The sequence below is a fragment of the Rugosimonospora acidiphila genome, from assembly GCF_039543385.1.
Classification (GTDB): domain Bacteria; phylum Actinomycetota; class Actinomycetes; order Mycobacteriales; family Micromonosporaceae; genus Rugosimonospora; species Rugosimonospora acidiphila.
This window is the reverse complement of record NZ_BAABJQ010000001.1, coordinates 58,573-82,571: the sequence shown is the minus strand read 5'-3', so window position 1 is coordinate 82,571 and position 23,999 is coordinate 58,573. Positions and strand designations below refer to the sequence as shown.

Below are 23,999 nucleotides of genomic sequence, written 5' to 3'. Positions count from 1 at the left end.
GGTGAGGCCGGTCCGAAATGACTAATCGGCTCCGGACCGGCGCGGCCGCCATACCACCAGCGCGGTGCTCGTGTCCCGGGTACGGGCCAGGTCGCGGCTCCCGCCGTACGCCATGATCTGCGCCAGGCGGCGCTGAGCGTCGGCGAGGTCCGCCTCCAGGTCCATGATCCGCTGCTGGAACTCGGTCACCAGCTGCTCCAGCTCGATGATCCGTTTGACCCCGGCCAGGTTGACGCCGTCCTCCTGGCTGAGCCGCTGGATCTCCCGGAGCAGCACGACGTCCCGGGCGCTGTAGCGCCGACCCCCACCGGCGGCCCGACCCGGCTGGACCAGACCCATCCGGTCGTACTGGCGCAGCGTCTGCGGATGCATGCCGGCCAGCCGGGCCGCCACCGAAATGATGAGCACCTTGGCGTCGGAGGCGTGCTCGATAGAGATCACGAACTCATCACTCATGGCGCACCTGCCGATCGATGTGTTCCCGGGGCGCGGCCGGGGCCGACGCCGCGTAGGTCTGCAGCGCCTCCCGGGCCGACTCCGGGAGGTCTTTCGGTACCACCACGTCGACCGTGACCAGCAGATCACCGGGTGTGCCCTCGCGCCGCGGTACGCCCTTGCCACGCACCCGCAGGGTGCGCCCGGACGGCGTACCCGCCGGGACCCGCACGGTCACCGAGCCGTTCAGGGTAGGTACCCGCAGGTCTACCCCATTCACGGCCTCGGGGAACGTGATCGGCACGGACAGCGTGAGGTCGTCCCCGTACCTGCCGAACAGCGGGTCTTCCTTGACCTTGATCAGCACGAACAGGTTCCCGGGCGGGCCGCCCCGCTCGCCCGGCTCGCCCCGGCCGGCCAGCCGGATCTTCTGACCGTCGGCGACGCCCGGCGGGATGCGCACGTTGAGGGTGCGGGTCTTGGTGACCCCGCCCGTCCCGTGACACTCCGGGCACTTCTCGTCCACGATCGTCCCGACACCCTGGCACTCCCGGCACGGCTCGGCGAAGCTGAACGAGCCCTGGTTGCTGGTCGTGACCCCGGCGCCGTGGCAGACCGGGCAGGTCCGCGGCTGGGTGCCGGGCTTGGCCCCGCTGCCGTTACAGGTGTCGCAGACGCCCGGCGCGCGCAGCGTCAGCGGCAGCGTCGCGCCGTTGACCGCGTCCCGGAAGTCCAGCGAAACCTCGGCCTCGACGTCCCGTCCCCGTGCCGGCCCGCGCCGGGTGGCGGTGCGTGCACCGCCACCCGAGAAGATCGAGCTGAACAGGTCGGAGAAGCCCGCGCCGCCGAACCTGCGGTCACCGGTCGCCGTACCGGCGGCCGCGTCACCGAAGATGTCCGACATGGTGAACGGACCACCACCGGGCCCGCCGCCGCCCCGTGAGCCCCGGCGGAACGCGCCGGAGCCGAACAGCTGGCGCATCTCGTCGTACTCTTTGCGCTTGCGGTCGTCCGAGAGCACGTCGTAGGCCTCGGATACCGCCTTGAACCGGTCCTCCGCCTCGACGTTGCCCGGATTGCGGTCCGGATGCAGCTCCCGCGCGAGCTTGCGGTACGCCTTCTTGATCTCATCGGACGGAGCGGACTGGGACACGCCGAGGATGGCGTAGAAGTCCTTCTCCAGCCAGTCTTTAGAGCTCATGACGCCGCCTCGCTACGCTCGCCGGCGCCATGAGAAACAACGCGCTCCACACCCATGACGCCGCCACCTCCCCTGCTCAGTTGTTGAGTTCCTGGTGTCACTCGGGATCGGCCACCGCGACCAACGCCGGACGCAGCAAACGTTCCCCGAGCAGATAGCCCCTGCGAAGGATGTCCACGCAGGTCGGTTCGGCCACGTCGGCCGAGGTCAGGTGCGCGACCGCCTCGTGCACCGTCGGGTCGAACGGGTCGCCCTTCTCGCCGAACGCGGTCAGCCCGAACTTGGTCAGCGAACCGAGCAGTTGCTCGGCCACCGACCCGAACGGCCCGACCAGGTCGCCGTGCTCGCGGGCCCGGTCCAGGTCGTCCAGCACCGGCAGCAGCGCGACCAGGACTCCGCCCGTCGCCTGCTCACCGACCAGCGCCCGGTCCCGGTCCACCCGCTTGCGGTAGTTGGCGTACTCGGCGGTGACCCGTTGCAGGTCCCGTACGCGTTCGTCCAACTCCGCGCGCAGCGCGGCCAGTTCGGCACCCAGCGGTCCGGACGACGGCTCGGCGGCGAACGCCGCCTCCGGCGCCTCGCTCGGCTCGATGACCTCGCCGACCACCACGGACTCCTCCTCAATCTGCGCCTCCGGGCCGGAGTCCGCGACAGCGGGCTGCTCCGGCGCGTCGGCCGGAGCGTTCTGCTCGATCGGATCGTCTTTGCGGATCTTCCGCCGATCCCGGATCACCAGGGGCGGCTGCCGCTCCTCGGTGCCGCCGGCGGGCGCCTCATCAGCGCCCGCCGGGTCCCTTTCGGTGCCACTCACTTCTTGTCGTCCTCGACAATCTCGGCGTCCACGACGTCCTCGCCACCGTTGCCACCGTTACCGCCGTTACCGGCAGCACCGCCGGCGCTGGCCTGCGGGCCCTCGCCCTCGGGTCCGGCACCGGCCGCACCGGGCTGGCCCTCCGCGCCGGCCGCCTGGGCCTGCGCGTACAGCTGCGAGCCGGCCTTCTGGGAGGCCTGCGCCAGCTTCTCGTGCGCCGACTTGATCTTCTCCAGGTCGGTGCCGCCGAGGGCGCTGCGCAGCTCGCCGAGCGCCTCGTTGATCTCGTCGCGACCGTCGGCGGGCAGCTTGTCGCCGCTCTCCGCGAGGAACTTCTCGGTCTGCCACTGGAGCTGCTCGGCCTGGTTGCGGGTCTCCGCCTCTTCGCGCCGGCGCTTGTCGTCGTCGGCGTGATCCTGGGCGTCGCGCATCATCCGCTCGATGTCATCCTTGGGCAGCGCCGAGCCGCCGGTGATGACCATCGACTGCTCCTTGCCGGTGCCCAGGTCCTTCGCGTTGACGTGCACGATGCCGTTCGCGTCGATGTCGAAGGTGACCTCGATCTGCGGCACGCCGCGCGGCGCCGGCGGGAGGCCGGTCAGCTCGAAGGTGCCGAGGTTCTTGTTGTACGCCGCGATGTCCCGCTCACCCTGGAAGACCTGGATCAGCACCGAGGGCTGGTTGTCGTCGGCGGTCGTGAAGATCTCCGAACGCTTGGTCGGGATCGTGGTGTTGCGCTCGATCAGCTTGGTGAAGATGCCACCCTTGGTCTCGATGCCCAGCGACAGCGGGGTCACGTCGAGCAGCAGGACGTCCTTGACCTCACCCTTCAGCACACCGGCCTGCAGGGCGGCGCCGACCGCGACAACCTCGTCCGGGTTGACGCCCTTGTTCGGCTCCTTGCCACCGGTCAGCTGCTTGACCAGGTCGGACACGGCGGGCATGCGGGTCGAGCCGCCGACCAGGATCACGTGGTCGACGTCGGAGACCTTGATGCCGGCGTCCTTGATCGCCTGCTCGAACGGGCCCTTACAGGCGTCCAGCAGGTCCTGGCTCATCCGCTGGAACTCGGCGCGCGACAGCTGGGTGTCCAGGTGCAGCGGGCCGGCGCTGCCGGCGGTGATGTAGGGCAGGTTGATGCTGGTGGTGGCGGCGGCGGACAGCTCGATCTTGGCCTTCTCGGCCGCTTCCTTGAGCCGCTGCAGGGCCATCTTGTCCTGCGAGAGGTCGATGCCGTGCTGGCCGCGGAAGGTCTTGACCAGGTGGTCGATGATCCGCTCGTCCCAGTCGTCGCCGCCGAGGTGGTTGTTGCCGGCGGTCGCCTTGACCTCGATCACGCCCTCGCCGAGCTCCAGCAGCGAGACGTCGAACGTGCCGCCACCCAGGTCGAAGACCAGAACGGTCTGCTCCTTGGAGCCCTTGTCCAGGCCGTACGCGAGCGCGGCGGCGGTGGGCTCGTTGACGATGCGCAGCACGTTGAAGCCGGCGATCTCACCGGCCTCCTTGGTCGCCTGACGCTGGGCGTCGTTGAAGTACGCCGGTACGGTGATCACCGCGTCGGCGATCGTCTCGCCCAGGTACGCCTCGGCGTCACGCTTGAGCTTCATCAGAACCCGCGCGGAGATCTCCTGCGGGGTGTACTTCTTGCCGTCGATGTCGATGGACCAGTTCGTGCCCATCTCCCGCTTGACCGAACGGATCGTCCGGTCCGGGTTGGTGACCGCCTGGCGCTTGGCCACCTCACCGACGAGCACTTCACCGTTACGGGCGAACGCGACGATCGACGGTGTGGTCCGCGACCCTTCGGCGTTCGCGATGACGGTGGGTTCGCCACCCTCGAGAACGCTGACCACCGAGTTGGTCGTCCCGAGGTCGATGCCGACCGCACGTGCCATGTTCGCTGCCTCCGTTGTTGACTCAGCCGGCCACTCGAAGTTGAGCGAGCCGGACTCAATAGTGACACGGGCCGCCCAGGTGTCAAGGGGAGTTGAGTGTGGTAGGCGCAACTCGGCATCAGGCAGTGGCGTCGCGGGTACGAATCGGGCAGGCTCTTGGGTGTGACCCGGCGTACCGTACCGCCCCCGGCCGCCCCGTCCTCGTCCACCGGAGTTCCCGCGTTGACCGAGGCACTGGGCGAGCTGCTCAGCGCGCTGCACGGCGCGCGGTTTCCGCTGGTCGCGCCGTGCGCCGAGGCCGCCGATGAGGCACGGGGGACCATGGTCGCGCAGCTGCGCGACTATCTACTTCCCCGGCTCGGCCGGCTCGACGCGCCGTTACTCGTGGTCGTCGGCGGCTCCACCGGTGCCGGCAAGTCGACGTTGGTCAACAGCCTGGTCCGGGCCCCGGTCAGCCAGGCCGGCGCGCTGCGCCCGACCACCCGGTCCCCGGTCCTGGTGCATCACCCCTCGGACGGGCGCTGGTTCCACGAGCGGCGGCTGCTGCCCGGGCTCGTTCGCACCACCGACCTGAGCGGAGCGCCGGACACGTTGCGCATGGTCGCCGCCACCGGGCTGGCCCCCGGGCTGGCCCTGCTCGACGCGCCCGACATCGACTCGGTGGTGGAGGCCAACCGGGAGCTGGCCGAGCAGCTGCTCGCCGCGGCCGACCTCTGGCTGTTCGTCACCACCGCCGCCCGGTACGCCGACGCCGTCCCGTGGTCGGTCCTGGCCACCGCCCGCGACCGGGGCACCGCCCTGGCGGTCGCGCTGGACCGGGTGCCGCCGGACGCCCAGGACGACCTCGGCAGGCAGCTGTCCGGGATGCTGTCCGCCCAGGCGCTGGCCCCCGCCCGGCTGTTCGTGGTGCCCGAGGCCGGGCTGGACGGGCAGGGGCTGCTCGCCGAGTGGGTGATCCAGCCGGTACGGGACTGGCTGTCCGGGCTCGCCGCGGACCCGGCGATGCGCGCCGGGCTGGTGCGCCAGACCATCAGCGGCGCGGTGGCCGCGCTGGTTCCGGCGACCTCCGGGCTGGTCGACGCGGCCGAGGAGCAGATCACCACGGCCACCGCGCTGCGCGACGCCGTACAGATCGCGCGGTCCGGCGCGCTGTCCACGCTCGACGCCGCGCTCGGCGACGGCAGCGTGCTGCGCGGCGAGGCCCTCGACCGCTGGCAGGAGTACGCGGATACCGGCCAGCAGGTGCCGGCCGCGGGCGGTGCCGGCCGGCTCCGGGACCGGGTCGGCGCGGCGTTCTCGGGCCGGGCCCGGCCGGCCGGGCGGCTGCGCGGCGCCCTGTCTGCCAGCCTGGCGACGGTGATCTCCGCCGCCGTGACGGAGGCCGAGGAGCGGGTACGGGCGGCCTGGCGGTACCAGCCGGAACTGCTGAGCCGGGTACCGGCGGCCGACGACCCCGGCGAGACGGCGCAGCGGCTGGTCCGGCTGTGGCAGCGCTGGATGCTCGACCAGGTGCGGCGGCACGCGGCCGACCAGCGGGGGGCGGCGCACCCGGCCAACACGGCCGGCCTGCTGGCGACGATCGCGGTGGTGGCGCCCCCGGCGCCGGACGCCCCCGACGACACCCCGGACGCGGGTGCCGCCCTGCTTCGAGCGATCTCCTGCGATGAGACGCTGAGAGAGTTGGCCGAGCGCGGCCGCACCGAGCTTGACCGGAGGTTACGGGAGCTGTTCGACGATCGCACGAGCCGGTTCACCGGCGTGCTGGCCGGCGCCGAGATCGGCCCGGATCAGCCGGAGCGGCTGTACGCGGCGGCTGAGGCCGTCGCCTCGGCCGCGATGGACGAGCGGCCGGCCATGCCGCGCCAGGCGCTGCCCGCCCCGGCCGAGGCGGGGGCACAGTGACCGAGCGCCTCGATGTCGCGCTGCCGCGCGCACGCCACGGGTACGACCAGGACCCCATCGACGCCGATTCGCTGGTGACCCGCGCCGGGGCGCTGGGCCGCTTCGTCCGCTCGGCGGCCGGCGTGCTCGACGAACGGCGGCTGGCGCCCGCCCGGAGCCTCGCCGATCACACGGTGCAGCGGCTCGCGCACTCCCGCGAGCACACCGTCGTCGCACTGGCCGGCGCCACCGGCGGCGGCAAGTCCAGCCTGTTCAACGCGCTGAGCGGACTGGCCCTCTCCGACGTCGGGGTGCGCCGGCCGACCACCGGGCAGCCGCACGCGTGCGTGTGGGGCGGCGCCGGTGCCGGGCCGCTGCTGGACTGGCTCGAGGTACCGGCCCCGCTGCGGTTCGACCGGGAGAGCGCGCTGGACGCTCAGGACGAGGCGACGCTGCGCGGGCTGGTCCTGCTCGACCTGCCCGACCTCGACTCGGTGGTGGCCGAGCACCGCGACGAGGCGGAGCGGCTGCTTGACCTGGTCGACCTGGTGGTCTGGGTGACCGACCCGCAGAAGTACGCCGACCGGCTGGTGCATGAGCAGTACCTGCGCGCGTTCGGCCGGCACCGGGACATCACCATCGTGGTGCTCAACCAGGTCGACCGGCTGGCCGTCCCGGACGTGGGCCGGTGCGTGAACGACCTGCGGCGGCTGCTGGACGCCGACGGGCTCGGCGGGGTGCCGGTGCTGGCGACCAGCGCTATCGGCGGGTCCGCCGGGGTGGTGGAGCTGCGCCGGGAGCTGGAGAAGGCGATGGTTGCCCGGCAGGCGCGGCTGCGCCGGCTGGATGGTGACCTGCTCAAGCTGGTGGACGACCTGTCGTCGACGGTCGGGCCACCGGCGGCCGAGCTCGGGCGCGGCGTGGTGCGCGCGGTCACCGAGGAGCTGTGCTCGGCGGCCGGCGCTCCGGCCGTGGCGAACGCGGTCGCGCGGGCGCGCAGGTACCAGGCCCGGCGCGTGATGGGCTGGCCGCTGACCCGGTACTGGCGGCGCCGGCCGGACCCGCTGGCCTGGCAGTACCCGGAGCGGGTCCCGCAGACGTCCGGGCTGGCCGTACCGGCCCGTGCCCAGCGCGCCGCGATCGAGGTGGCGGTGCGCGCGCTGGCCGACCGCGCCTCCGCCGGCCTGCCCGAGCCGTGGACACAGGCGTTGGGCACCGCGGCCCGGTCCCGGCTCGGGGACCTGCCCGATGCCCTGGACGCCGCGATCGACCACGTCGACCTGGGCGCGTCCCGCACCCCGGCATGGTGGCGGGTGGTCTCGGCCCTGCAGTGGCTGCTGACGCTGGCGGCCCTCGCCGGGGTGGCCTGGCTGATCGGCCGGCTGTTCCTTCCCGGCCTTGGCGGCGCGGCCCGGCCCGCCCTGCTGGCCGGGGTCGGGCTGCTCGGCGGGGCGCTGCTGTCGGTGCTGGTCGCGCCGCTGGCCGCCGCCGGTTCGCGGCGCGCCAGCCGGGAGGCGGGCGGCCCGATCGAGTCCGCGGTCGCCGAGATCGCCGGCGAGTACGTGATCCGGCCCGTACGGGCGATGTCGACCCGGTACGCCGAGGCCCGCGAGGCGCTCGAGGCGGCCGGCCGGTGACCGGAGCCCGGATCGGGCTGGTGCGCCGCGGCGGGACCGCGGCGCTGGGGGTCGTCGAACTGTCCTGGGGTGGCTGGGCCTACTTCGCCCCGGCCAGCTTCTTCACCTCGTTCCCCGGCCTCGGTCACCGTTGGACCGGCGCCTACCTGCCCTACAACGAGCACCTCACCAGCGACCTGGGCGCCACCTTCCTGACCCTGGGCGGGCTGCTGGTGGTCGCCGCCATCCTCGACGACCGGCGGGTCAGCGTCGTGGTGCTGCTCGGCGCGGGCGGGTTCAACGCGCTGCACCTGGCGTACCACGCCCGGCACCGGGGCGAACTGATCGGCGCGGACTACGGCGCGAGCCTGGTCTCGCTGGTGCTGGGCGTGCTGGTGCCGCTCGCCCTGCTGTTCACCGTGCGCCGCCCGGCCCGGACCTGACCAGCGGCGCGGCGACCCCGGGGGCGAGGGCGGCGGGCGGCGCCGGCCCAATCAGCGCCGTGGCGGCGGCCGGGGCGCGCGGGCGCGGCGTCGGGTTGACTCAGAAGTAAATGGCCTTGGGGCATAGGCTCGTGACATGCCCAGCAATGCCGCTGCCGACCCCGGACCAGGCCTACCGGAGCTCGTCCTCCGGGCCGCCCGGGACCTGGACAAGGTGGATACCGCGTTCGACGCCGAGCTGCTGCTCTCCACGCTGCTGGGCACCATCTACGCCGGCAGCCTGCCAGACCGGGCCGTCGCGCTGGAGTTCTTTGGCCGGACGCTGCGCGAGCACCTGTCCACCACGGACACCAGCACCGCCCGGGTGGCCGCCTCGGTGCTCGACGCGCTGACGCCCGGCACCTCCGAGCAGCGCGAGGAGGCAGCCGACGACCAAGGGCCGGCCTGGCTGGGCGCGCTGGGCGCGGTACGGGTCACCGGCGGGTACGCGTACGGCGACCGGTACGGGGATCAGACCAGCTACCTGATCACCTACGAGTACCGGGAGCCGGAGGTGGGCGGGCCCGATCACGCCGTGGTGATCCTGGTCGATCACAACCTCGGCCTGGTCAAGGACCTGGTGATCGCCGCACCCGCCTCGATGGTGCTGGATCAGCTGCGGCAGAGCGTGACCGCGGACGAGGCGGCGATGACCTGGCTGGCCGAGGTCGAGCCGGCCACGGTACGGGCCGCCTCCACCGGGTACCTGCGGGCGACCGACAACACGTCCGAACTGCCCGAGTCCGAATCTCTCTCGTCCAACTGGGCGCTCGCGTACGCCCGGCTCGCGCTGATTCCCGACCAGCTCCCGGTCGCCGCCGACCGACCCGTGCCGGGGGTCGACAAGGATGGGCTGGTCGGGGAGTTCCTGGACTCGCCCGAGGCGCGGCTGTCCGGCCTGGCCGGCGCGTCCGGCGAGCGGCGCGAGGCGGTCACCTACTGCCTGGGCTTGGCCATCGACTTCGCCGACACTCGGGGCGGCGATCCGATGCGCTGGAGCCCGCGGGCGGTAGAGGTGTTCATGCTCGACTGGGTACACGGCCGGGCGGTGCTCGACAGCCGGGACACCGGTACGCTGCCGGACGCGCTGGGCGCCTGGGTGCTGTGGGCGGGGCGCCGGCTCGGCCTGCCGGACGTGGCGCTACAGGCCACCTTCGACGAGGTGGGCCTGCGCCGGGCGGAGTTCGCCCGGCTGTGCGCGACGGGCGAGCGGCAGAGCCCGGCGGTCCGCGCGACGGCCAGGCTGATCGCGGAGGGCGTGGACCTCACCGACGAGCAGGCGGTCGACGCCTGGCTTCGGACGTATCAGTCGGACAATTGACGCCCCGTGCGGAGATTCGTCGCCGGTGAGCGGTCTCGACGGGAAATCCTGCCGTGCCTCGCCACTGTGTCGGTGCTCACGTCGTCTGCAATGCTGGGGGGAGCGGCATCGGGGTCGCTGCTCCGCATACCCTGCGGTGGGCTGTCCCGAAGCCGACTCCCACCTCGTCCGTCCAACCGGGCGGCGTGGATCGGACACGGCACGGTCACCCCGCTGCCGAGGCAGATAGGACAGGGAGAGACGGATGGCGAAGGGCCAACCCCCGGCCCGCGACGGGCGCGATGACATGGCGCCCGAACCGGAGTTCGTGCAATTACTCACCCCCGAAGGGGAACGGGTCGAGCACCCAGAGTATTCGGTCGACTTCAGCGACGAGGAGTACCGCGGCCTCTACCGGGACCTCGTGGTGGTCAGGAAGCTGGACACCGAGGCGACCGCGCTGCAGCGCCAGGGCGAACTGGGCCTCTGGGCGAGCCTGCTCGGGCAGGAGGCGGCCCAGGTCGGCTCCGGGCGCGCGCTGCGGACGCAGGACATGGCCTTCCCCACCTATCGCGAGCACGGCGTGCTCTACTGCCGCGGCATCGACCCGATCATGCCGCTCGGCCTGTTCCGCGGCGTCGACCAGGGCGCGTGGGACCCGATCAAGCACAAGTTCAACATGTACACGATCGTCATCGGCGCGCAGACGCTGCACGCGGTCGGCTACGCCATGGGCATCAACCTGGACGGCCGGATCGGCGGCGCGACCCCGACCGCCAAGCGCGCGACCGCGGGCGGCAACGGCGCGGGCCTGGACGGCGACAGTGGCGACGAGGCCGTCATCGCGTACTTCGGCGACGGCGCGAGCAGCCAGGGCGACGTGAACGAGGCTTTCATCTGGGCCGGCGTGTTCCACGCGCCGATCGTGTTCTTCTGCCAGAACAACCAGTACGCCATCTCCGCGCCGCTGGAGCGGCAGACCCGGGTGCCGCTCTACCAGCGCGCCGCCGGGTTCGGCTTCCCCGGCGTGCGGGTGGACGGCAACGACGTGCTGGCCGCCTACGCGGTCACCCGCACGGCCCTGGACAACGCCCGGCACGGGCAGGGCCCGACGCTGGTCGAGGCGTACACGTACCGGATGGGTGCGCACACCACCTCCGACGACCCGACCCGGTACCGGATCGCCAGCGAGGTCGAGTCGTGGCAGGCCAAGGACCCGATCCTGCGGGTACGCCGGTTCCTGACCAACCAGGGCATCGCCGACGAGGCGTTCTTCGGCGAGGTGGACGAGCAGGCCGCCCGCGAGGCGGTACACCTGCGCGAGCGGGTGCTGTCCATGCCCGAGCCCGACCCGCTGAGCATGTTCGACAACGTGTACCCCAACGGCTCGCCCCTGATCGACGAGGAGCGCGCCCGGCACACCGAGTACCTGTCTTCCTTCGCAGAGGGGGCCCACCGATGACCGCACCAGCCGTCGCCCCTGCCGCCGAGAAGAGCACGACTCTGTCCATGGGCAAGGCGCTCAACACGGGGCTGCGTCGCGCCATGGACGACGACCCGAAGGTCATCATCATGGGCGAGGACGTCGGCAAGCTCGGCGGCGTCTTCCGGATCACCGACGGGCTGCAGAAGGACTTCGGTGAGGACCGGGTCATCGACACTCCGCTGGCCGAGTCGGGCATCGTGGGCACCGCGATCGGGCTCGCGCTGCGCGGGTACCGGCCGGTCTGCGAGATCCAGTTCGACGGGTTCGTCTACCCGGCATACGACCAGATCGTGTCGCAGGTGGCCAAGTTCCACTACCGCTCGCAGGGCCAGGTGCGGCTGCCGATCGTGATCCGGATCCCGTTCGGCGGCGGCATTGGGGCGGTCGAGCACCACTCCGAGTCGCCCGAGGCCTACTTCTCGCACACGGCCGGACTCAAGGTCGTCTCGTGCGCGAACCCCAACGACGCGTACTGGATGATCCAGCAGGCCATCGCGTCGGATGACCCGATCATCTTCATGGAGCCGAAGCGCCGGTACTGGGAGAAGGGCCCGGTCGACACCGACGGGCAGCCGTACCCGCTGCACTCGGCCCGCGTGATCCGGCCCGGTACCGACGCCACGATCGTCGCGTACGGCCCGATGGTGCGCACGGCGCTGGACGCCGCCACCGCCGCCGAGGACGACGGCCGCAGCCTCGAGGTGATCGACCTGCGCTCGCTGTCGCCGCTGGACCTCGGGTCGGTCTACGACTCGGTGCGCCGCACCGGCCGGCTGGTCGTGGTACACGAGGCACCGTCCAACCTGGGCATGGGTGCGGAGATCGCGGCCCGGGTCACCGAGCGCTGCTTCTACTCGCTGGAGTCCCCGGTGCTGCGGGTGACCGGGTTCGATGTGCCCTACCCGGCCGCCCGGGTGGAGGAGGAGTACCTGCCGGACCTGGACCGGGTGCTCGACGCCGTCGACCGAAGCTTTGGTTGGTGAGGCGGGTGTCGCGCGTCAAGGAGTTCAACCTGCCCGACCTCGGTGAGGGGCTCACCGAGGGCGAGATCCTCAAGTGGCTGGTGACGGTCGGCGACGACATCACGCTCAACCAGCCGATCGTCGAGGTGGAGACGGCCAAGGCCGCGGTGGAGATCCCGGCCAAGTGGGCCGGGCGGGTCATCACGATCTTCCATGGTGAGGGCGAGACGATCGACGTCGGTACGCCGATCATCGCCATCGACACCGATCCGAACGCCGGCCCGCTGCCCGATTCCGGGCCGGGCGAGGCGTCCGGCACCACCGCACCGTCGGCCGCGTCGCTGGCCGCCGTCGAGGTGGCGCCGGCCGAGGGGGCCGTCGAGCCCGGCCTGATCGGCGGGCCGGCGCCGGGTGGCCGCACCCCGGTGCTGGTCGGGTACGGCCCGAAGACCACGACCGCCAAGCGGCGCCCGCGCGCGTCGGCACCGGCCACATCCGCGGCACCGGCCACTCCGGCCGCGCCCGCGGTCCCGGCGCCCGCGGTCCCGGCGCCCGCGGTCCCGGCGCCCGCGGTCCCGGCGCCCGCACCCACGGCACCGACGCCCGCGCGACCCGCTGCCGCCCAGCCCGGACCGGCGATCCCCCGGCAAGGGCCGCCGGCGCCCGCGACTGGCGGACCCGTTCGGAGCGGCGCCAACGGGGTGCTGGCCAAGCCGCCGGTGCGCAAGCTGGCGCGCGACCTCGGGGTGGACCTGACTGCCCTGGTGGGCACCGGGCCGCAGGGGTCGATCACACGGGACGACGTCCAGGCCGCGGTCGCCGCGGTCGCGGAGCAGTCCGCGGGTTCCGCCGTCGCCGCCGGCCGGGCGTTCGTCGCGGGCGAACGGGAACAGCGCATCCCGGTGAAGGGAGTACGCAAGCTCACCGCGGAGAACATGGTGTCCAGCGCGTTCACCGCGCCGCACGTCACCGAGTTCCTCACGGTGGACATGACGCGGTCGATGCGGGCGCTGGAGCGGATCAAGGGGCTGCCCGACTGGCGGGACGTCCGGGTCTCCCCGCTGTTGCTGGTGGCCAAGGCGGTGCTGCTGACCATCAAGCGGTACCCGATGGTCAACTCCAGCTGGGACTGCGACCACATCGTGGTCAAGGACTACGTGAACCTGGGCATCGCCGCCGCCACCGAGCGCGGACTGGTCGTCCCGAACATCAAGGACGCCGGCGAGCTGCCCCTGCGCGGGCTGGCCGAGGCCATGACCGAACTGGTGGGCACCGCGAAGGCGGGACGGACCACGCCGGCCGACATGTCGGGCGGGACGTTCACGATCACCAACGTGGGCGTGTTCGGAGTGGACACCGGTACCCCGATCCTGCCGCCCGGGGAGGCCGCGATCCTCGCGTTCGGCGCGGTTCGCGAGATGCCGTGGGTACACAAGAAGAAGATCAGGATCCGCCAGGTCACCACCCTCGGGCTGTCCTTCGACCACCGGATCATCGACGGTGAGCTGGGCTCGAAGTTCCTGCGGGACGTCGGCGCCTTCCTCACCGATCCCGAGGCCGCCCTGCTCGCGTGGGGCTGACACACCTGCAGATACCCAGAGTCACCCGTTTTGCCGGTCTGGCCGGATAATTCCGGCCGGACCGGCAGGGTCCAAGTCACCACCTTCGAGCGGTACGGTGGTGCGACCGCCGCGTAACCCCGGCAGGAGTGACGCGGCCGACACCGCGGTAGGCGCCGCCAGCGCCCACCGTGCTGATCGAGGAGGCATGAGATGACGTCCGACGGCCCGTACCCGCCCGGCTATGAGCCGGCAGGCGGCAACCCGCCGTATGGGCGGTACCCCGGCGACGAGCAGACCGAGGGACAGCCGCCGCGCCCGTCGGCGTCCGCACGGGTGAACCCGGCGGGCCCGTGGGGGTCGCCGGCCGGACAGGACCAGTATGGCGGCGGCCAGCCTGCCCCCGGTCAGTACGGTGCCGACCAGTACGGTGCCGACCAGCCCGGTCGTGACCAGTCCGGTCGTGACCAGTCCGGTCGTGACCAGCCCGGGTACGGCGCGGCGCCGGGGCAGTACCGGCCCAACGTCCAGATGCCGACGGAGTCGTTCCGGCCGCCGAGCCAGCCATCGGCCGGCCCGGCCGGGGTGTACGGCCGGGCCTCCGAGCCGACCCAGTACGGCGGTGGCGGCGGCCAGTACGGCGGCGGCCAGTACGGTCAGCCCACGCAGCCCGGCGGTGCCGGGCAGTACGGCGGCGGGCCGGGCGAGCGCGGCGAGCGGGGAGCACCGGACGACCGCGGTGCCGGGCACGATCCGTACGGCGCGCCCACCACCCAGTGGACCGCACCCACCCAGTACGGCGGTTCGGCGCAGTCCGGAGCGCGGGATGGCGCCCCGTCCGGCACCTACGGCGCCCCGACCCAGCAGTACGGGCAGCCGACCCAGCAGTACGGTGCGCCCGCCCAGCAGCAGTACGGGCAGCCCACCGACCGGTACGGGAGCCCCACCCAGCAGTACGGGCAGCCGACCCAGCAGTACGGCGGCGGCCAGTACGGGGCCGGTCAGGGCCAGTACGCCGACCCGGAGGCGGAGCGGTTCGGGCCGCGCGGCGACGCTGACGAGCAGGGTCCCGGTGGGGACGGCGGCTCGCGGCGCAAGGTTGTGCTGATCGGGGCGGTCATCGCCGTAGTGGTGATCATTGCGGTGATCATCATTGCCGTGGTGGCCAAGTCCAAGGGCGGCAACGACTACGCGATCGGCAGCTGCGTGAAGGAGGCCGGCACCAAGGCCACCGTCGCGGACTGCGGCGACGCCGGCGCGTACAGCATCGTCAGCAAGGCCGCGTCGCCGGACAAGTGCACCGACCAGACCCAGCCCTACGTCGTGCTGCACAGCAAGGGCTCCGCCGACCAGGTGCTCTGCCTCAAGCCCGTGAAGTAACAGGGACCGACGGTAGGCGCGACGCCCGGCGTGGCGCCTACCGCGGATCGGTCCCGCTCTCGTCATCGGCCAGCAGTTGGAACACGTCACCGATCGGCCACGGGTTCCATTGCCGACGATGCCCGCGAGGATGCCCCGGTCGCGCAGTTGGCGATCACCCAGGCGACAGGTCGACCATGATCCGCGCTGACGGCGTCGGTACCGGCATGTCGGGCATCCCCCGGGTCGGCGGCGACCGCACCGGCACCCGCGAGGCACCGTGCGGGCCGGTCAGTGAGGCCATTCGAGCACGCGACGCCGTGTCCGCGCTGTCCCCCGGTCCCACCCGTTGCCGGGTTACGTCATGGGAATCACGCCGGTGAGTCGGCCCCCGGCCCGGTCTGGGCGCCAATGATCGGGCACGATTGAACGATGATCCGAGTACGGGCGCCCGAGCTGCGCGGGCGGGGCTGGTTGAACACGGGCGGGCGTGAGCTGCGCCTGTCCGATCTCCGCGGGAAGATCGTTCTGCTGGACTTCTGGACATTCTGCTGCATCAACTGCCTGCACGTGCTCGATGAGCTGCGCCCGCTCGAGGAGAAGTACGGCGACATCCTGGTCACCATCGGGGTGCACTCGCCGAAGTTCGAGCACGAGAAGGACCCGGTGGCGCTGGCCGCCGCCGTCGAGCGGTACGGGGTGGGCCACCCGGTGCTCGACGACCCGGAGCTGGAGACGTGGCAGCAGTACACGGCGCGCGCCTGGCCGACGCTGTGCCTGGTGGATCCCGAGGGGTACCTGGTCGCCACGGTGGCCGGCGAGGGGCACGCGGCCGGGCTGGCCAAGATGATCGACTCGCTGATCGAGACCCACGAGGCCCGCGGCACGCTGCACCGGGGAGACGCCCCGTTCGTGCCGCCGGCCCCGCCAGACACCGACCTGCGCTTCCCCGGCAAGGCGGTGCTCTCGCCGGACGGCGGCTTCCTGGTGTCATCCTCGGCCCAGCATCAGATAGTCGAGCTGGCCGAGGACTTCTCGGTGCTGCGCCGGATCGGCTCGGGCACCCGCGGGCGGGCCGACGGTGTGGCCGCGACCGCCCAGTTCTCCGAGCCGCAGGGGCTGTGCCTGCTGCCGGCGCGGGTCGCCGAGGCCGTCGGGTATGACCTGGTGGTCGCCGACACCGTCAACCACCTGCTGCGCGGGGTGCGGCTGGCGGACGGTTCGGTGAGCACCGTCGCCGGTACCGGCCGGCCGTGGCGCAGCGCGCCCGAGGGCACCGGCGCGCTGGACGTCGACCTGTCCTCGCCGTGGGATCTGGCCTGGTACGACGGCCGGGTCATCGTCGCCATGGCCGGGGTGCACCAGCTCTGGTGGTTTGACCCGATCGAGGGTACGGCCGGGGTCTACGCCGGCACCACGGTCGAGGCGCTGCGGGACGGCCCGCTGGCCGAGACCTGGATGGCCCAGCCGTCCGGCCTGTCGGCGCTGCCCGGCGCGGCCGGGTCGGCTGGGTCCGGCTCAGCCGGGTCGGCTGAGTCCGGCGCGGCCGGGTCGGTTGAGTCCGGCGCGGCCGGGGCCGGCGACGCGGCGGGCGAGCGGCTGTGGCTGGTCGACAGCGAGTCCTCCTCGCTGCGGTTCGTCGCCGACGGCGCCCTGCACACCGCCGTCGGCCAGGGGCTGTTCGACTTCGGGCAGGTGGACGGGCCGGCCGCCAAGGCGCTGTTCCAGCACCCGCTGGGTGTGTGCGCGCTGCCGGACGGATCGGTGCTGGTGGCCGACACGTACAACAACGCGCTGCGCCGCTTCGCGGACGGCCAGGTGTCCACCGTGGCCACCGGACTGGCCGAGCCGAGCGACGTGGTGCTGACCCCGGACGGCGGCGTGGTGGTCGTGGAGTCGGCGGCACACCGGCTGACCCGGCTCGCGCCGGGCGTCCTCGCGGTGGCCGCGGACGGATCGGCCGGCGGGATGGGGCCGGACCGGCGGTACCGCACCGAACGGCCGGCCACCCGGCTGGCGCCCGGAACGGTACGGCTGGAGGTCATGTTCGCGCCCGCGCCCGGGCAGAAGCTGGACGACTCGTTCGGCCCGTCCACCCGGCTGGAGGTGTCCGCGTCACCGCCCGAGCTACTGCTGGCCGGTGCCGGCGTGACCACCGACCTGACCCGTGAACTGGTGCTCTCCCCGGACGTGCCGGGCGGGGTGCTCCAGGTGGTGGGGCAGGCCGCGACCTGCGACGCGCACGAGGAGCACGCCGCCTGCCACCTGACCCGCCAGGACTGGGGGGTACCGGTGGTGACCGCGCCGGACGGAGCGGCCACGATCAGCCTGGCGCTGTTCCAGCACGACCAGCCGGCCGGCTGACCCGGCCACGCCGGCTCGCCGAGGCGGCCACGCGACAGGGCTACGCGACAGGGCTACGCAACGGGGCTGAAGGGCTCCAGCGACACCCCGGCCGCGCCCAGCGCCTCCCGCACCGCGCGGGCCAGCGCCACGGCGCCCGGGGTGTCGCCGTGTACGCACAGCGACTCGACCGCGCCGTCGTCGGCCAGCCGTACCGCCTGCGCGACGGCGGCGGCCTCGCCGAGCAGGGCGCCCGGCTCCGAGCGGGGCACCAGGGTGCCGTCCGGCCGGTACCCGCGGTCCACGAACCCCTCCGGCACCGCGCGCAGCCCGGCCTCGGCGGCGAGCCGCAGCAGCGCGGAGCCGGGCAGCCCGAGCACCGGCAGCGACCGGTCGTACCCGACCACCGCGGCCACCACGGCGGCGGCCTGGTTCTCGTCGGCGACAGCGGTGTTGTACAGGGCACCGTGCGGTTTGACGTAGCGCACCCGGGTGCCGGCGAGCCTGGCGAACGCGTCCAGCGCGCCGAGCTGGTACAGCAGGTCGTCGCGCAGCTCGTCGTGGGCGTAGTCGATCCGGCGACGGCCGAAGCCGGCCAGGTCCCGGTACCCGACCTGGGCCCCGATCGCGACGCCGCGCTCGGCCGCGGACAGGCAGACCCGGCGCATCGTCGACGGATCGCCGGCGTGGAACCCGCAGGCCACGTTGGCGCTGGTCAGCACGTCGAGCAGGGCATCGTCCTCGCCCAGGCGCCAGACTCCGAAGCCCTCGCCGAGGTCAGCGTTCAGATCCACGGAACACCACGGTAGTGCCCGGCCGGGCCTGTGCCAGCAGCGGCAGGTCGGCGGGGTGCACCACCGCGACGACCGGGTACCCGCCGGTGGTCGGGTGGTCGGCCAGGAAGATCACCGGCTGGCCGTCCGCCGGGATCTGCACGGCTCCGAGCACCACGCCCTCGCTGGGCAGCTCGCCGTCGCGCACCCGGGTCAGCGCCGGGCCGGTCAGCCGCACGCCCACCCGGTTGCTCTTCGGCGAGACCGTGTATGTCGCGCCGGCCAGACCTGGGTCGGCGAACCACCCGGCCCTTGGCCCGGGCGCCACCCGCACCTCCACTGTGGACGCCACCTCCACCGGCGCCGGAACCTCCTCTGTGGACGTCACATCCACTGTGGACGGATCCTCGCTGTCCACGGTGGAGGGAGGCGGCGGGCCGCTCGGCGCGCCCAGTGGCAGCAGGTCGCCGTCGCGCAGCGCGGCCGGCCCGAGCCCGGAGAGGACATCCGTCGAGCGGCTGCCGAGCACCGGTGGCACGTCGACGCCGCCGGCCAAGGCGAGGTACGTGCGCAGCCCTCGGGTACAGCGTCCGATGTGGAGCGTCGCGCCGGCCGGTACCGGCTGGACGCCGCCGAACCGGCCGGGCCGCCCGTCCACCGTGACCGTCGCGTACCCGCCGGTGGCGGCGACCCAGGTCGCGACCGTGGCGCGCAGCCGGCAGCCGGTCAGCGTGACCTCCAGCCCGGCCGCGTCCGGCGGGTTGCCGACCAGCCGGTTGGCCAGCCGCAGCGCGGGCTGGTCCAGGGCACCGGAGCGCGGCACGCCGAGGTGGGCCAGGCCGGGCCGGCCCAGATCCTGAACGGTGGTCAGCGGCCCGGCGCGCAGTACCTCGATCATCGCTGCGTCACCTCCACGAACCGCACCACGGTCCCGGGCTCGAGCAGGGCGGGCGGGTCCGCGGCCACGTCGAAGAGCACCGCGTCGGTACGGCCGATGAGCAGCCAGCCGCCCGGCGACGCGCCCGGATACACCCCGCTGTACGGGCCGGCCAGCCCCACGCTGCCGGCCGGTACCCGGGTGCGCGGCGTGGCCAGGCGCGGCACGGCGTACCGCTCGGGCAGCCCGGTCAGGTACCCGAACCCCGGCGCGAAGCCGCAGAACGCGACCGTCCACTCCGCGGCACTGTGCAGGTCGACCACCTCGCGGGGGCTGACCCCCCAGTGCTCGGCGACCCGCCTGAGGTCTTCCCCGTCGTACACGGTCGGCAACTCCACCCGCCGCACCGCCCGCTCGTCCCCGGCGCCGGGACCGGGCGGTGGCCAGCCGCGCAGGGTGGCGGCCAGCCCGGCCGGATCCGGTACTCCGTCGAGCAGCACGGTGCGGGCGCCCGGCACGATCTCCTCGGCCGCCAGGTCGCCGTTCTCGCGAGCCCGCCACAGCCGCCTGCGCCACGCCTGCGCCTCGGCCGGGGACTCGCACTCGATCAGCAGCGCCGACCAGCCGACCTCGGTAATCCGCACGACCGAATGGTAGTCAGGGTCGACCATCCCCTACCGACCGGTAACCTACGATACCGTAGCCTGTCGCCATGACGATCGAGGCCCGCGCCACCCGGCTGCGCCCCCGCGACATCGGCAAGCCCCGCATGCGCGGGTGGCTGCACACCTACGCGTTCTTCGTGGCCGCCGGCTGCGGCGCGATACTGATCACGCTGGCCAGCACGGCGACCACGCGCCCCGGGGCCGCGCCGGCGATCGCGTGCGCCGTGTACAGCGTCACGCTGTGCGGACTGTTCGGCACCAGCGCCCTCTACCACCGCCGGGTCTGGTCACCGCGCGGCTTCACGATCATGCGGCGGCTCGACCACTCGATGATTTTCATCTTCATCGCCGGCACGTACACGCCCTTCTCGGTGCTGCTGCTGACCGGCACCAAGGAGATCGTGATCCTTGCCGTGGTCTGGGGCGGGGCGCTGCTCGGCGTGGCCATGAAGCTCATCTCGCCGAACGCGCACCGCTGGCTGTCCGCACCGCTGTACATCGCGCTCGGCTGGGTCGCCGTCGCGGTGCTACCGGACCTGCTGCACCGCGGCGGAGTCGCGGCGTTCACCCTGCTGATGGCAGGCGGCGCCGCGTACACCGCGGGGGCCGTCTGCTACGCGCTGCGCCGGCCCAACCCGTGGCCGCGGACCTTCGGCCACCACGAGGTCTTCCACGCCTGCACGCTCATCGCGGCGGCCTGCCAACACATCGCGATCTACCTCGCGCTGTTCGCCCACGCCTAGGCTGGCCGGATCCGCGATGTTCGCCCCCAGGTAGGGCGGGCCCTGGCGGCCCGCCCTACGCGGGCTGGCCTAGCGGAAGATGTCCGGGTCCTGCACCTCGGTACGCCGGCGCTCCTCGACCACGCGCTGCCGCTGCTCGGGCAGCGGCACCTCACGGGACGTGACCACCGTGCGACGCCGGCTGTTCCAGTACCACAGGGTGAGGATCAGGCAGACCAGGCCGGCGCCCATGAGCACCCAGCCCACCACCTGGATGCTGACAAACCCCAGGCTGGCCTTTACCGCGAACGCGAGGATCGCGCCCACTGCGAGAAGAAAAATGCTGCCACCGATGCCCACGATGTCCTCCCAATCGAGTCACAAATGCGGGGCTGTCCGGTGGAGTACCCGACTGTCCGGATCGCTAATCAGGCACGCTAAGGGGCATGACAACGAGCCGGACCCTGGTGATTCTGCGGCACGCCAAGGCCGAGGCGCCCAATCGGGCGGCCGACCTGGAACGATCGCTGACCGAACGCGGGCACGCCGACGCCGGTGCGGCGGGCGCGTGGTTGGTGTCCCGCGGCTACCTGCCCAATCTCGTCATCTGTTCGCCGGCCAGGCGGACCAGGCAGACCTGGCACGGGGTCGCCGTCGCGCTGGCCGGTGAGGGTTCGCCAGAGGTGCGCTACCAGGCCGAGGCGTACGGCGGGGGGACCACCGAACTGCTCGGGCTGCTACGGACCACGCCCGCGGAGGTCGGCACGGTGCTGCTGATCGGGCACAACCCGACGATGTCGATGCTCTCCATGACCCTGGATCCCGCCGCGCCGTCCGACTCGGACGGCCTGCGGACCAGCGGACTCGCGGTGCACACGATGGAGACCGCGTGGGATGCCCTGGTGCCCGGCGGCGCCTCGCTGATCGCCACCCACACGGCACGCGCCTGATCGGTCGCGCCGCGTATCCGCCCCTCGCGCATCCCAGGGTCGCGGGTCGCGGGTCGCGGGTTTCGGGTGGGCGGGGTGCGGCCCGGCACGCGCCGGACCCGGCGGCGGCGCGGGCTGGTGCCCGCGCCGCAGGTCGATCAGGGGCCGCCGGGCGGCGGCGCGTCCGGAGGCGGCTCCGGCGTGATGGGGCCATCCGGATCGTGGATGTACCTGGCCTGTTCCACCAGCGTGTACTGGTTGCGCCGGCGCCGGTCGTTCCAGAAGTACAGGGTGAGCAGGATGACCGTGAGCCCGGCGAACATGAGTACCCAGCCGACCACGTGCAGGTCGAGCCAGGAGATGTTCGCGTGGACCGCCCAGGTGAAGATAGCGCCTAGGCCAATCAGGAATACACCGCCACCGATGCCCATAAAACGCTCCCTTGCTTACGTTTCAGGCTAGTCGGTCATCACGCACCCGCAAGCCGGTCGGCGACTCCTGAGGCAATGAGCGGAAACGACGGCGGCCGCCCCGGAAGTCCGGGAACGGCCGCCAATGGGCATTCAGGAGGTCAGAATGCCTCTTCGGGAAGTTCCATGGCGTCGAGCGTGGTGGACTCGATGATCCGGCGGTCGGCACCGATGCGGGGCAGGATCTCGTGCGCGAAGAAGTGCGCCGCGGCCACCTTGCCCTCGTAGAAGTGCTTGTCGGCCTCCGAGACCTCGCCCGCGAGCGCGCCGAGCGCCACCTCGGCCTGCCGCTGCAGCAGCCAGCCGACGACCAGGTCACCGACCGCCAGCAGGAACCGGCGCGAGTTGAGCCCGATCTTGTAGAGCTCGGCCGTCTCGCCGCCGCCCGCCGCGCCCAGCCAGCCCATGAACGCGCCCAGCATCTGCTGCACCTCGGACAGCGCCCGGCCCAGCGCCAGCCGGTCCTCCTTGAGCCGGCCGTTGCCCGACTCCGCCTCGAGGAACGACTGGATCTCCCCGGCGACGACCATGAGAGCGGCGCCCTGATCCTTCACGATCTTGCGGAAGACCAGGTCCAGGCTCTGAATGGCGGTCGTGCCCTCGTACAGGGTGTCAATCTTGGCGTCCCGCACGTACTGCTCCAGCGGGTAGTCCTGCAGGAAGCCGGAGCCGCCGAAGGTCTGCAGTGCCTCGTGCCCGAGCAGCTCGTAGGCCCGCTCCGAGCCGACGCCCTTCACCAGCGGCAGCAGCAGGTCGTTGACCCGCGCGGCGAGCTTCGCGCCGGCCTCGTCACCGGCCACCTCGGCCTCCCGGACCCGGTCCTGCCACCTCGCGGCGTACGCCACCAGGGCGCGCAGTCCCTCGGAGTACGACTTCTGCAACAGCAGCGAGCGCCGCACGTCGGGGTGGTGGGTGATGGTGACCCGGGTAGCCGTGCGGTCGCCCTGGTTGGCCAGGTCGGAGCCCTGCACCCGGTTCTTCGCGTACTCCAGCGCGTTGAGGTACCCGGTGGACAGCGTCGCTATCGCCTTGGTGCCGACCATCATCCGGGCGTACTCGATGATCAGGAACATCTGCCGGATGCCCTCGTGCACGTCGCCGAGCAGCCAGCCCTTCGCCGGTACGCCGTGCTCACCGAAGGTGACCTCGCACGTGGTGGAGACCTTGAGGCCCATCTTGTGCTCGACGTTCGTCGCGAAAACGCCGTTGCGCTCGCCCAGTTCGCCGGTCTTCCAGTCGAAGTGGAACTTCGGCACGATGAACAGCGACAGGCCCTTGGTGCCCGGGCCGCCCGCCCCCGGCGTATCCACCGGGCGGGCCAGTACGTAGTGCATGATGTTCTCGGTCAGGTCGTGCTCACCGCTGGTGATGAACCGCTTGACGCCCTCGATGTGCCAGGAGCCGTCCGGCTGCGGGACGGCGCGGGTGCGACCGGCTCCCACGTCCGAGCCGGCGTCCGGCTCGGTGAGCACCATGGTCGACGCCCAGCGCTTCTCGACCAGCAGCGAAGCCAGCTCCTTCTGCTCGGGTGTGCCCTCCGACCACAGGGTCTGCGCGAACGACGGCCCGGACGAGTACATCCAGATCGGCGCGTTGGCGCCCAGGATCAGCTCGGCGAACGACCACCAGAGGATGCGCGGAGCCGGCGTTCCGCCGAGCACCGCCGGCAGGTCCAGCCGCCAGAACTCGGCGTCCATGAAGGTCTGGTATGACCTGCGGAAGGGCTCGGGAATCTTGGCGGTGTGCGTCGCCGGGTCGAACACGGGTGGATTGCGGTCACTCTCGGCGTAGCTCGCCGCGAGATCCTCCCTGGCCATCCGCTCGGCCTCGACGAGGATGCTCCGGGCGGTGTCGACGTCGAGATCTGGGTACGCCTCGCTGCCGAGCAGCTGGTCGGCGCCGAAGACCTCGAACAGGTTGAAGTAGAGGTCTCGCAGGTTGCTCTTGTAGTGGCTCATCGGTGCGCAGTCCCCCGGTTCGGCGAGGTTACTAACCAGTAACCTCAGTTTATTACCCGCCGGTAAGACCCGGCAAGGCGGTAGCCACCGGCGTTTAACCCGACAGTCCGAGACTCCACCGTAATACGGCAAACCGGATATTAACGGGCAAATGATCAAAGAAGTGTGAGAGGAGGGCGTCACCCACATATGCGCCCGTCGTTGGGCGCTATGACATTGAACGGGGATTTACGGAGAAATTAGATGTTCATCAACATATTGACCAACCTGCTCCC

21 protein-coding genes are annotated in these 23,999 nt (G+C 72.2%); 11 read left to right on the top strand and 10 right to left on the bottom strand.

The window, feature by feature from the left end; genetic code table 11:
• Positions 1–21: 21 nt before the first annotated feature.
• From ABEA87_RS00425 to dnaK, 4 genes are all read right to left on the bottom strand, one after another.
• Complete coding sequence (locus tag ABEA87_RS00425) at positions 22–456, bottom strand: heat shock protein transcriptional repressor HspR (protein WP_345625023.1); 435 nt, start codon at positions 454–456, stop codon at positions 22–24.
• Positions 449–1,636: a molecular chaperone DnaJ gene (gene dnaJ / locus ABEA87_RS00420; protein WP_345625022.1), complete on the bottom strand. Its 1,188-nt coding sequence runs from the start codon at positions 1,634–1,636 to the stop codon at positions 449–451. Before dnaJ ends, ABEA87_RS00425 begins: the two co-directional genes overlap by 8 nt.
• Positions 1,637–1,733: 97 nt before the next feature.
• On the bottom strand, positions 1,734–2,447 hold the full coding sequence (grpE, locus tag ABEA87_RS00415; RefSeq protein ID WP_345625021.1) for a nucleotide exchange factor GrpE: 714 nt from the start codon (positions 2,445–2,447) through the stop codon (positions 1,734–1,736).
• Positions 2,444–4,342, bottom strand: coding sequence for a molecular chaperone DnaK (gene dnaK, locus ABEA87_RS00410; protein WP_345625020.1), 1,899 nt, complete (start codon positions 4,340–4,342; stop codon positions 2,444–2,446). Before dnaK ends, grpE begins: the two co-directional genes overlap by 4 nt.
• Positions 4,343–4,504: 162 nt before the next feature.
• Here dnaK and ABEA87_RS00405 point away from each other — a divergent pair, with 162 nt between their 5' ends.
• The 9 genes from ABEA87_RS00405 (at position 4,505) to ABEA87_RS00365 (ending at position 17,351) form a co-directional block, all read left to right on the top strand.
• A complete protein-coding gene (locus tag ABEA87_RS00405; RefSeq protein ID WP_345625019.1) occupies positions 4,505–6,244 on the top strand; it encodes a dynamin family protein in 1,740 nt (579 codons plus the stop codon).
• Positions 6,241–7,860, top strand: coding sequence for a GTPase (locus ABEA87_RS00400; RefSeq protein WP_345625018.1), 1,620 nt, complete (start codon positions 6,241–6,243; stop codon positions 7,858–7,860). Before ABEA87_RS00405 ends, ABEA87_RS00400 begins: the two co-directional genes overlap by 4 nt.
• Positions 7,857–8,282: a hypothetical protein gene (locus tag ABEA87_RS00395; protein WP_345625017.1), complete on the top strand. Its 426-nt coding sequence runs from the start codon at positions 7,857–7,859 to the stop codon at positions 8,280–8,282. Before ABEA87_RS00400 ends, ABEA87_RS00395 begins: the two co-directional genes overlap by 4 nt.
• 136 nt (positions 8,283–8,418) lie before the next feature.
• Complete coding sequence (locus ABEA87_RS00390; protein ID WP_345625016.1) at positions 8,419–9,642, top strand: hypothetical protein; 1,224 nt, start codon at positions 8,419–8,421, stop codon at positions 9,640–9,642.
• Between the two features lie 244 nt (positions 9,643–9,886).
• On the top strand, positions 9,887–11,083 hold the full coding sequence (gene pdhA, locus ABEA87_RS00385; protein WP_345625015.1) for a pyruvate dehydrogenase (acetyl-transferring) E1 component subunit alpha: 1,197 nt from the start codon (positions 9,887–9,889) through the stop codon (positions 11,081–11,083).
• Positions 11,080–12,090: an alpha-ketoacid dehydrogenase subunit beta gene (locus ABEA87_RS00380; RefSeq protein WP_345625014.1), complete on the top strand. Its 1,011-nt coding sequence runs from the start codon at positions 11,080–11,082 to the stop codon at positions 12,088–12,090. The genes pdhA and ABEA87_RS00380 overlap by 4 nt, the downstream gene beginning before the upstream one ends.
• Before the next feature lie 5 nt (positions 12,091–12,095).
• Positions 12,096–13,649, top strand: a complete 1,554-nt coding sequence (locus tag ABEA87_RS00375) for a dihydrolipoamide acetyltransferase family protein (protein ID WP_425570671.1) — start codon at positions 12,096–12,098, stop codon at positions 13,647–13,649.
• Between the two features lie 192 nt (positions 13,650–13,841).
• Positions 13,842–15,008 carry an LppU/SCO3897 family protein gene (locus ABEA87_RS00370; protein WP_345625012.1) on the top strand — a complete coding sequence of 389 codons (1,167 nt, stop codon included), beginning with the start codon at positions 13,842–13,844 and terminating at the stop codon, positions 15,006–15,008.
• 411 nt (positions 15,009–15,419) lie between these two features.
• Positions 15,420–17,351, top strand: coding sequence for an NHL domain-containing thioredoxin family protein (locus ABEA87_RS00365; protein ID WP_345625011.1), 1,932 nt, complete (start codon positions 15,420–15,422; stop codon positions 17,349–17,351).
• 53 nt (positions 17,352–17,404) lie between these two features.
• Here the strand turns inward: ABEA87_RS00365 and ABEA87_RS00360 are convergent, their stop codons facing one another.
• The 3 genes from ABEA87_RS00360 to pxpB are packed head-to-tail and all read right to left on the bottom strand — an operon-like array spanning position 17,405 to position 19,624.
• On the bottom strand, positions 17,405–18,124 hold the full coding sequence (locus tag ABEA87_RS00360) for a LamB/YcsF family protein (protein WP_345625010.1): 720 nt from the start codon (positions 18,122–18,124) through the stop codon (positions 17,405–17,407).
• Entirely contained in the window at positions 18,108–19,001 is an 894-nt protein-coding gene (locus ABEA87_RS00355) for a 5-oxoprolinase subunit C family protein (RefSeq protein ID WP_345625009.1), read from the bottom strand. Before ABEA87_RS00355 ends, ABEA87_RS00360 begins: the two co-directional genes overlap by 17 nt.
• Complete coding sequence (pxpB, locus tag ABEA87_RS00350) at positions 18,998–19,624, bottom strand: 5-oxoprolinase subunit PxpB (protein ID WP_345625008.1); 627 nt, start codon at positions 19,622–19,624, stop codon at positions 18,998–19,000. Before pxpB ends, ABEA87_RS00355 begins: the two co-directional genes overlap by 4 nt.
• A 68-nt stretch (positions 19,625–19,692) precedes the next feature.
• Here pxpB and trhA point away from each other — a divergent pair, with 68 nt between their 5' ends.
• Positions 19,693–20,388: a PAQR family membrane homeostasis protein TrhA gene (trhA, locus tag ABEA87_RS00345; RefSeq protein WP_345625007.1), complete on the top strand. Its 696-nt coding sequence runs from the start codon at positions 19,693–19,695 to the stop codon at positions 20,386–20,388.
• Between the two features lie 69 nt (positions 20,389–20,457).
• On the opposite strand, the gene ABEA87_RS00340 is transcribed toward trhA, so the two are convergent.
• Entirely contained in the window at positions 20,458–20,727 is a 270-nt protein-coding gene (locus tag ABEA87_RS00340) for a DUF6458 family protein (RefSeq protein WP_345625006.1), read from the bottom strand.
• Between the two features lie 86 nt (positions 20,728–20,813).
• Here ABEA87_RS00340 and ABEA87_RS00335 point away from each other — a divergent pair, with 86 nt between their 5' ends.
• Positions 20,814–21,317 carry a SixA phosphatase family protein gene (locus ABEA87_RS00335; protein WP_345625005.1) on the top strand — a complete coding sequence of 168 codons (504 nt, stop codon included), beginning with the start codon at positions 20,814–20,816 and terminating at the stop codon, positions 21,315–21,317.
• A gap of 137 nt (positions 21,318–21,454) precedes the next feature.
• Here the strand turns inward: ABEA87_RS00335 and ABEA87_RS00330 are convergent, their stop codons facing one another.
• Complete coding sequence (locus ABEA87_RS00330; protein WP_345625004.1) at positions 21,455–21,727, bottom strand: DUF6458 family protein; 273 nt, start codon at positions 21,725–21,727, stop codon at positions 21,455–21,457.
• A gap of 140 nt (positions 21,728–21,867) precedes the next feature.
• A complete protein-coding gene (locus ABEA87_RS00325) occupies positions 21,868–23,724 on the bottom strand; it encodes an acyl-CoA dehydrogenase (protein ID WP_345625003.1) in 1,857 nt (618 codons plus the stop codon).
• Positions 23,725–23,999 lie beyond the last annotated feature (275 nt).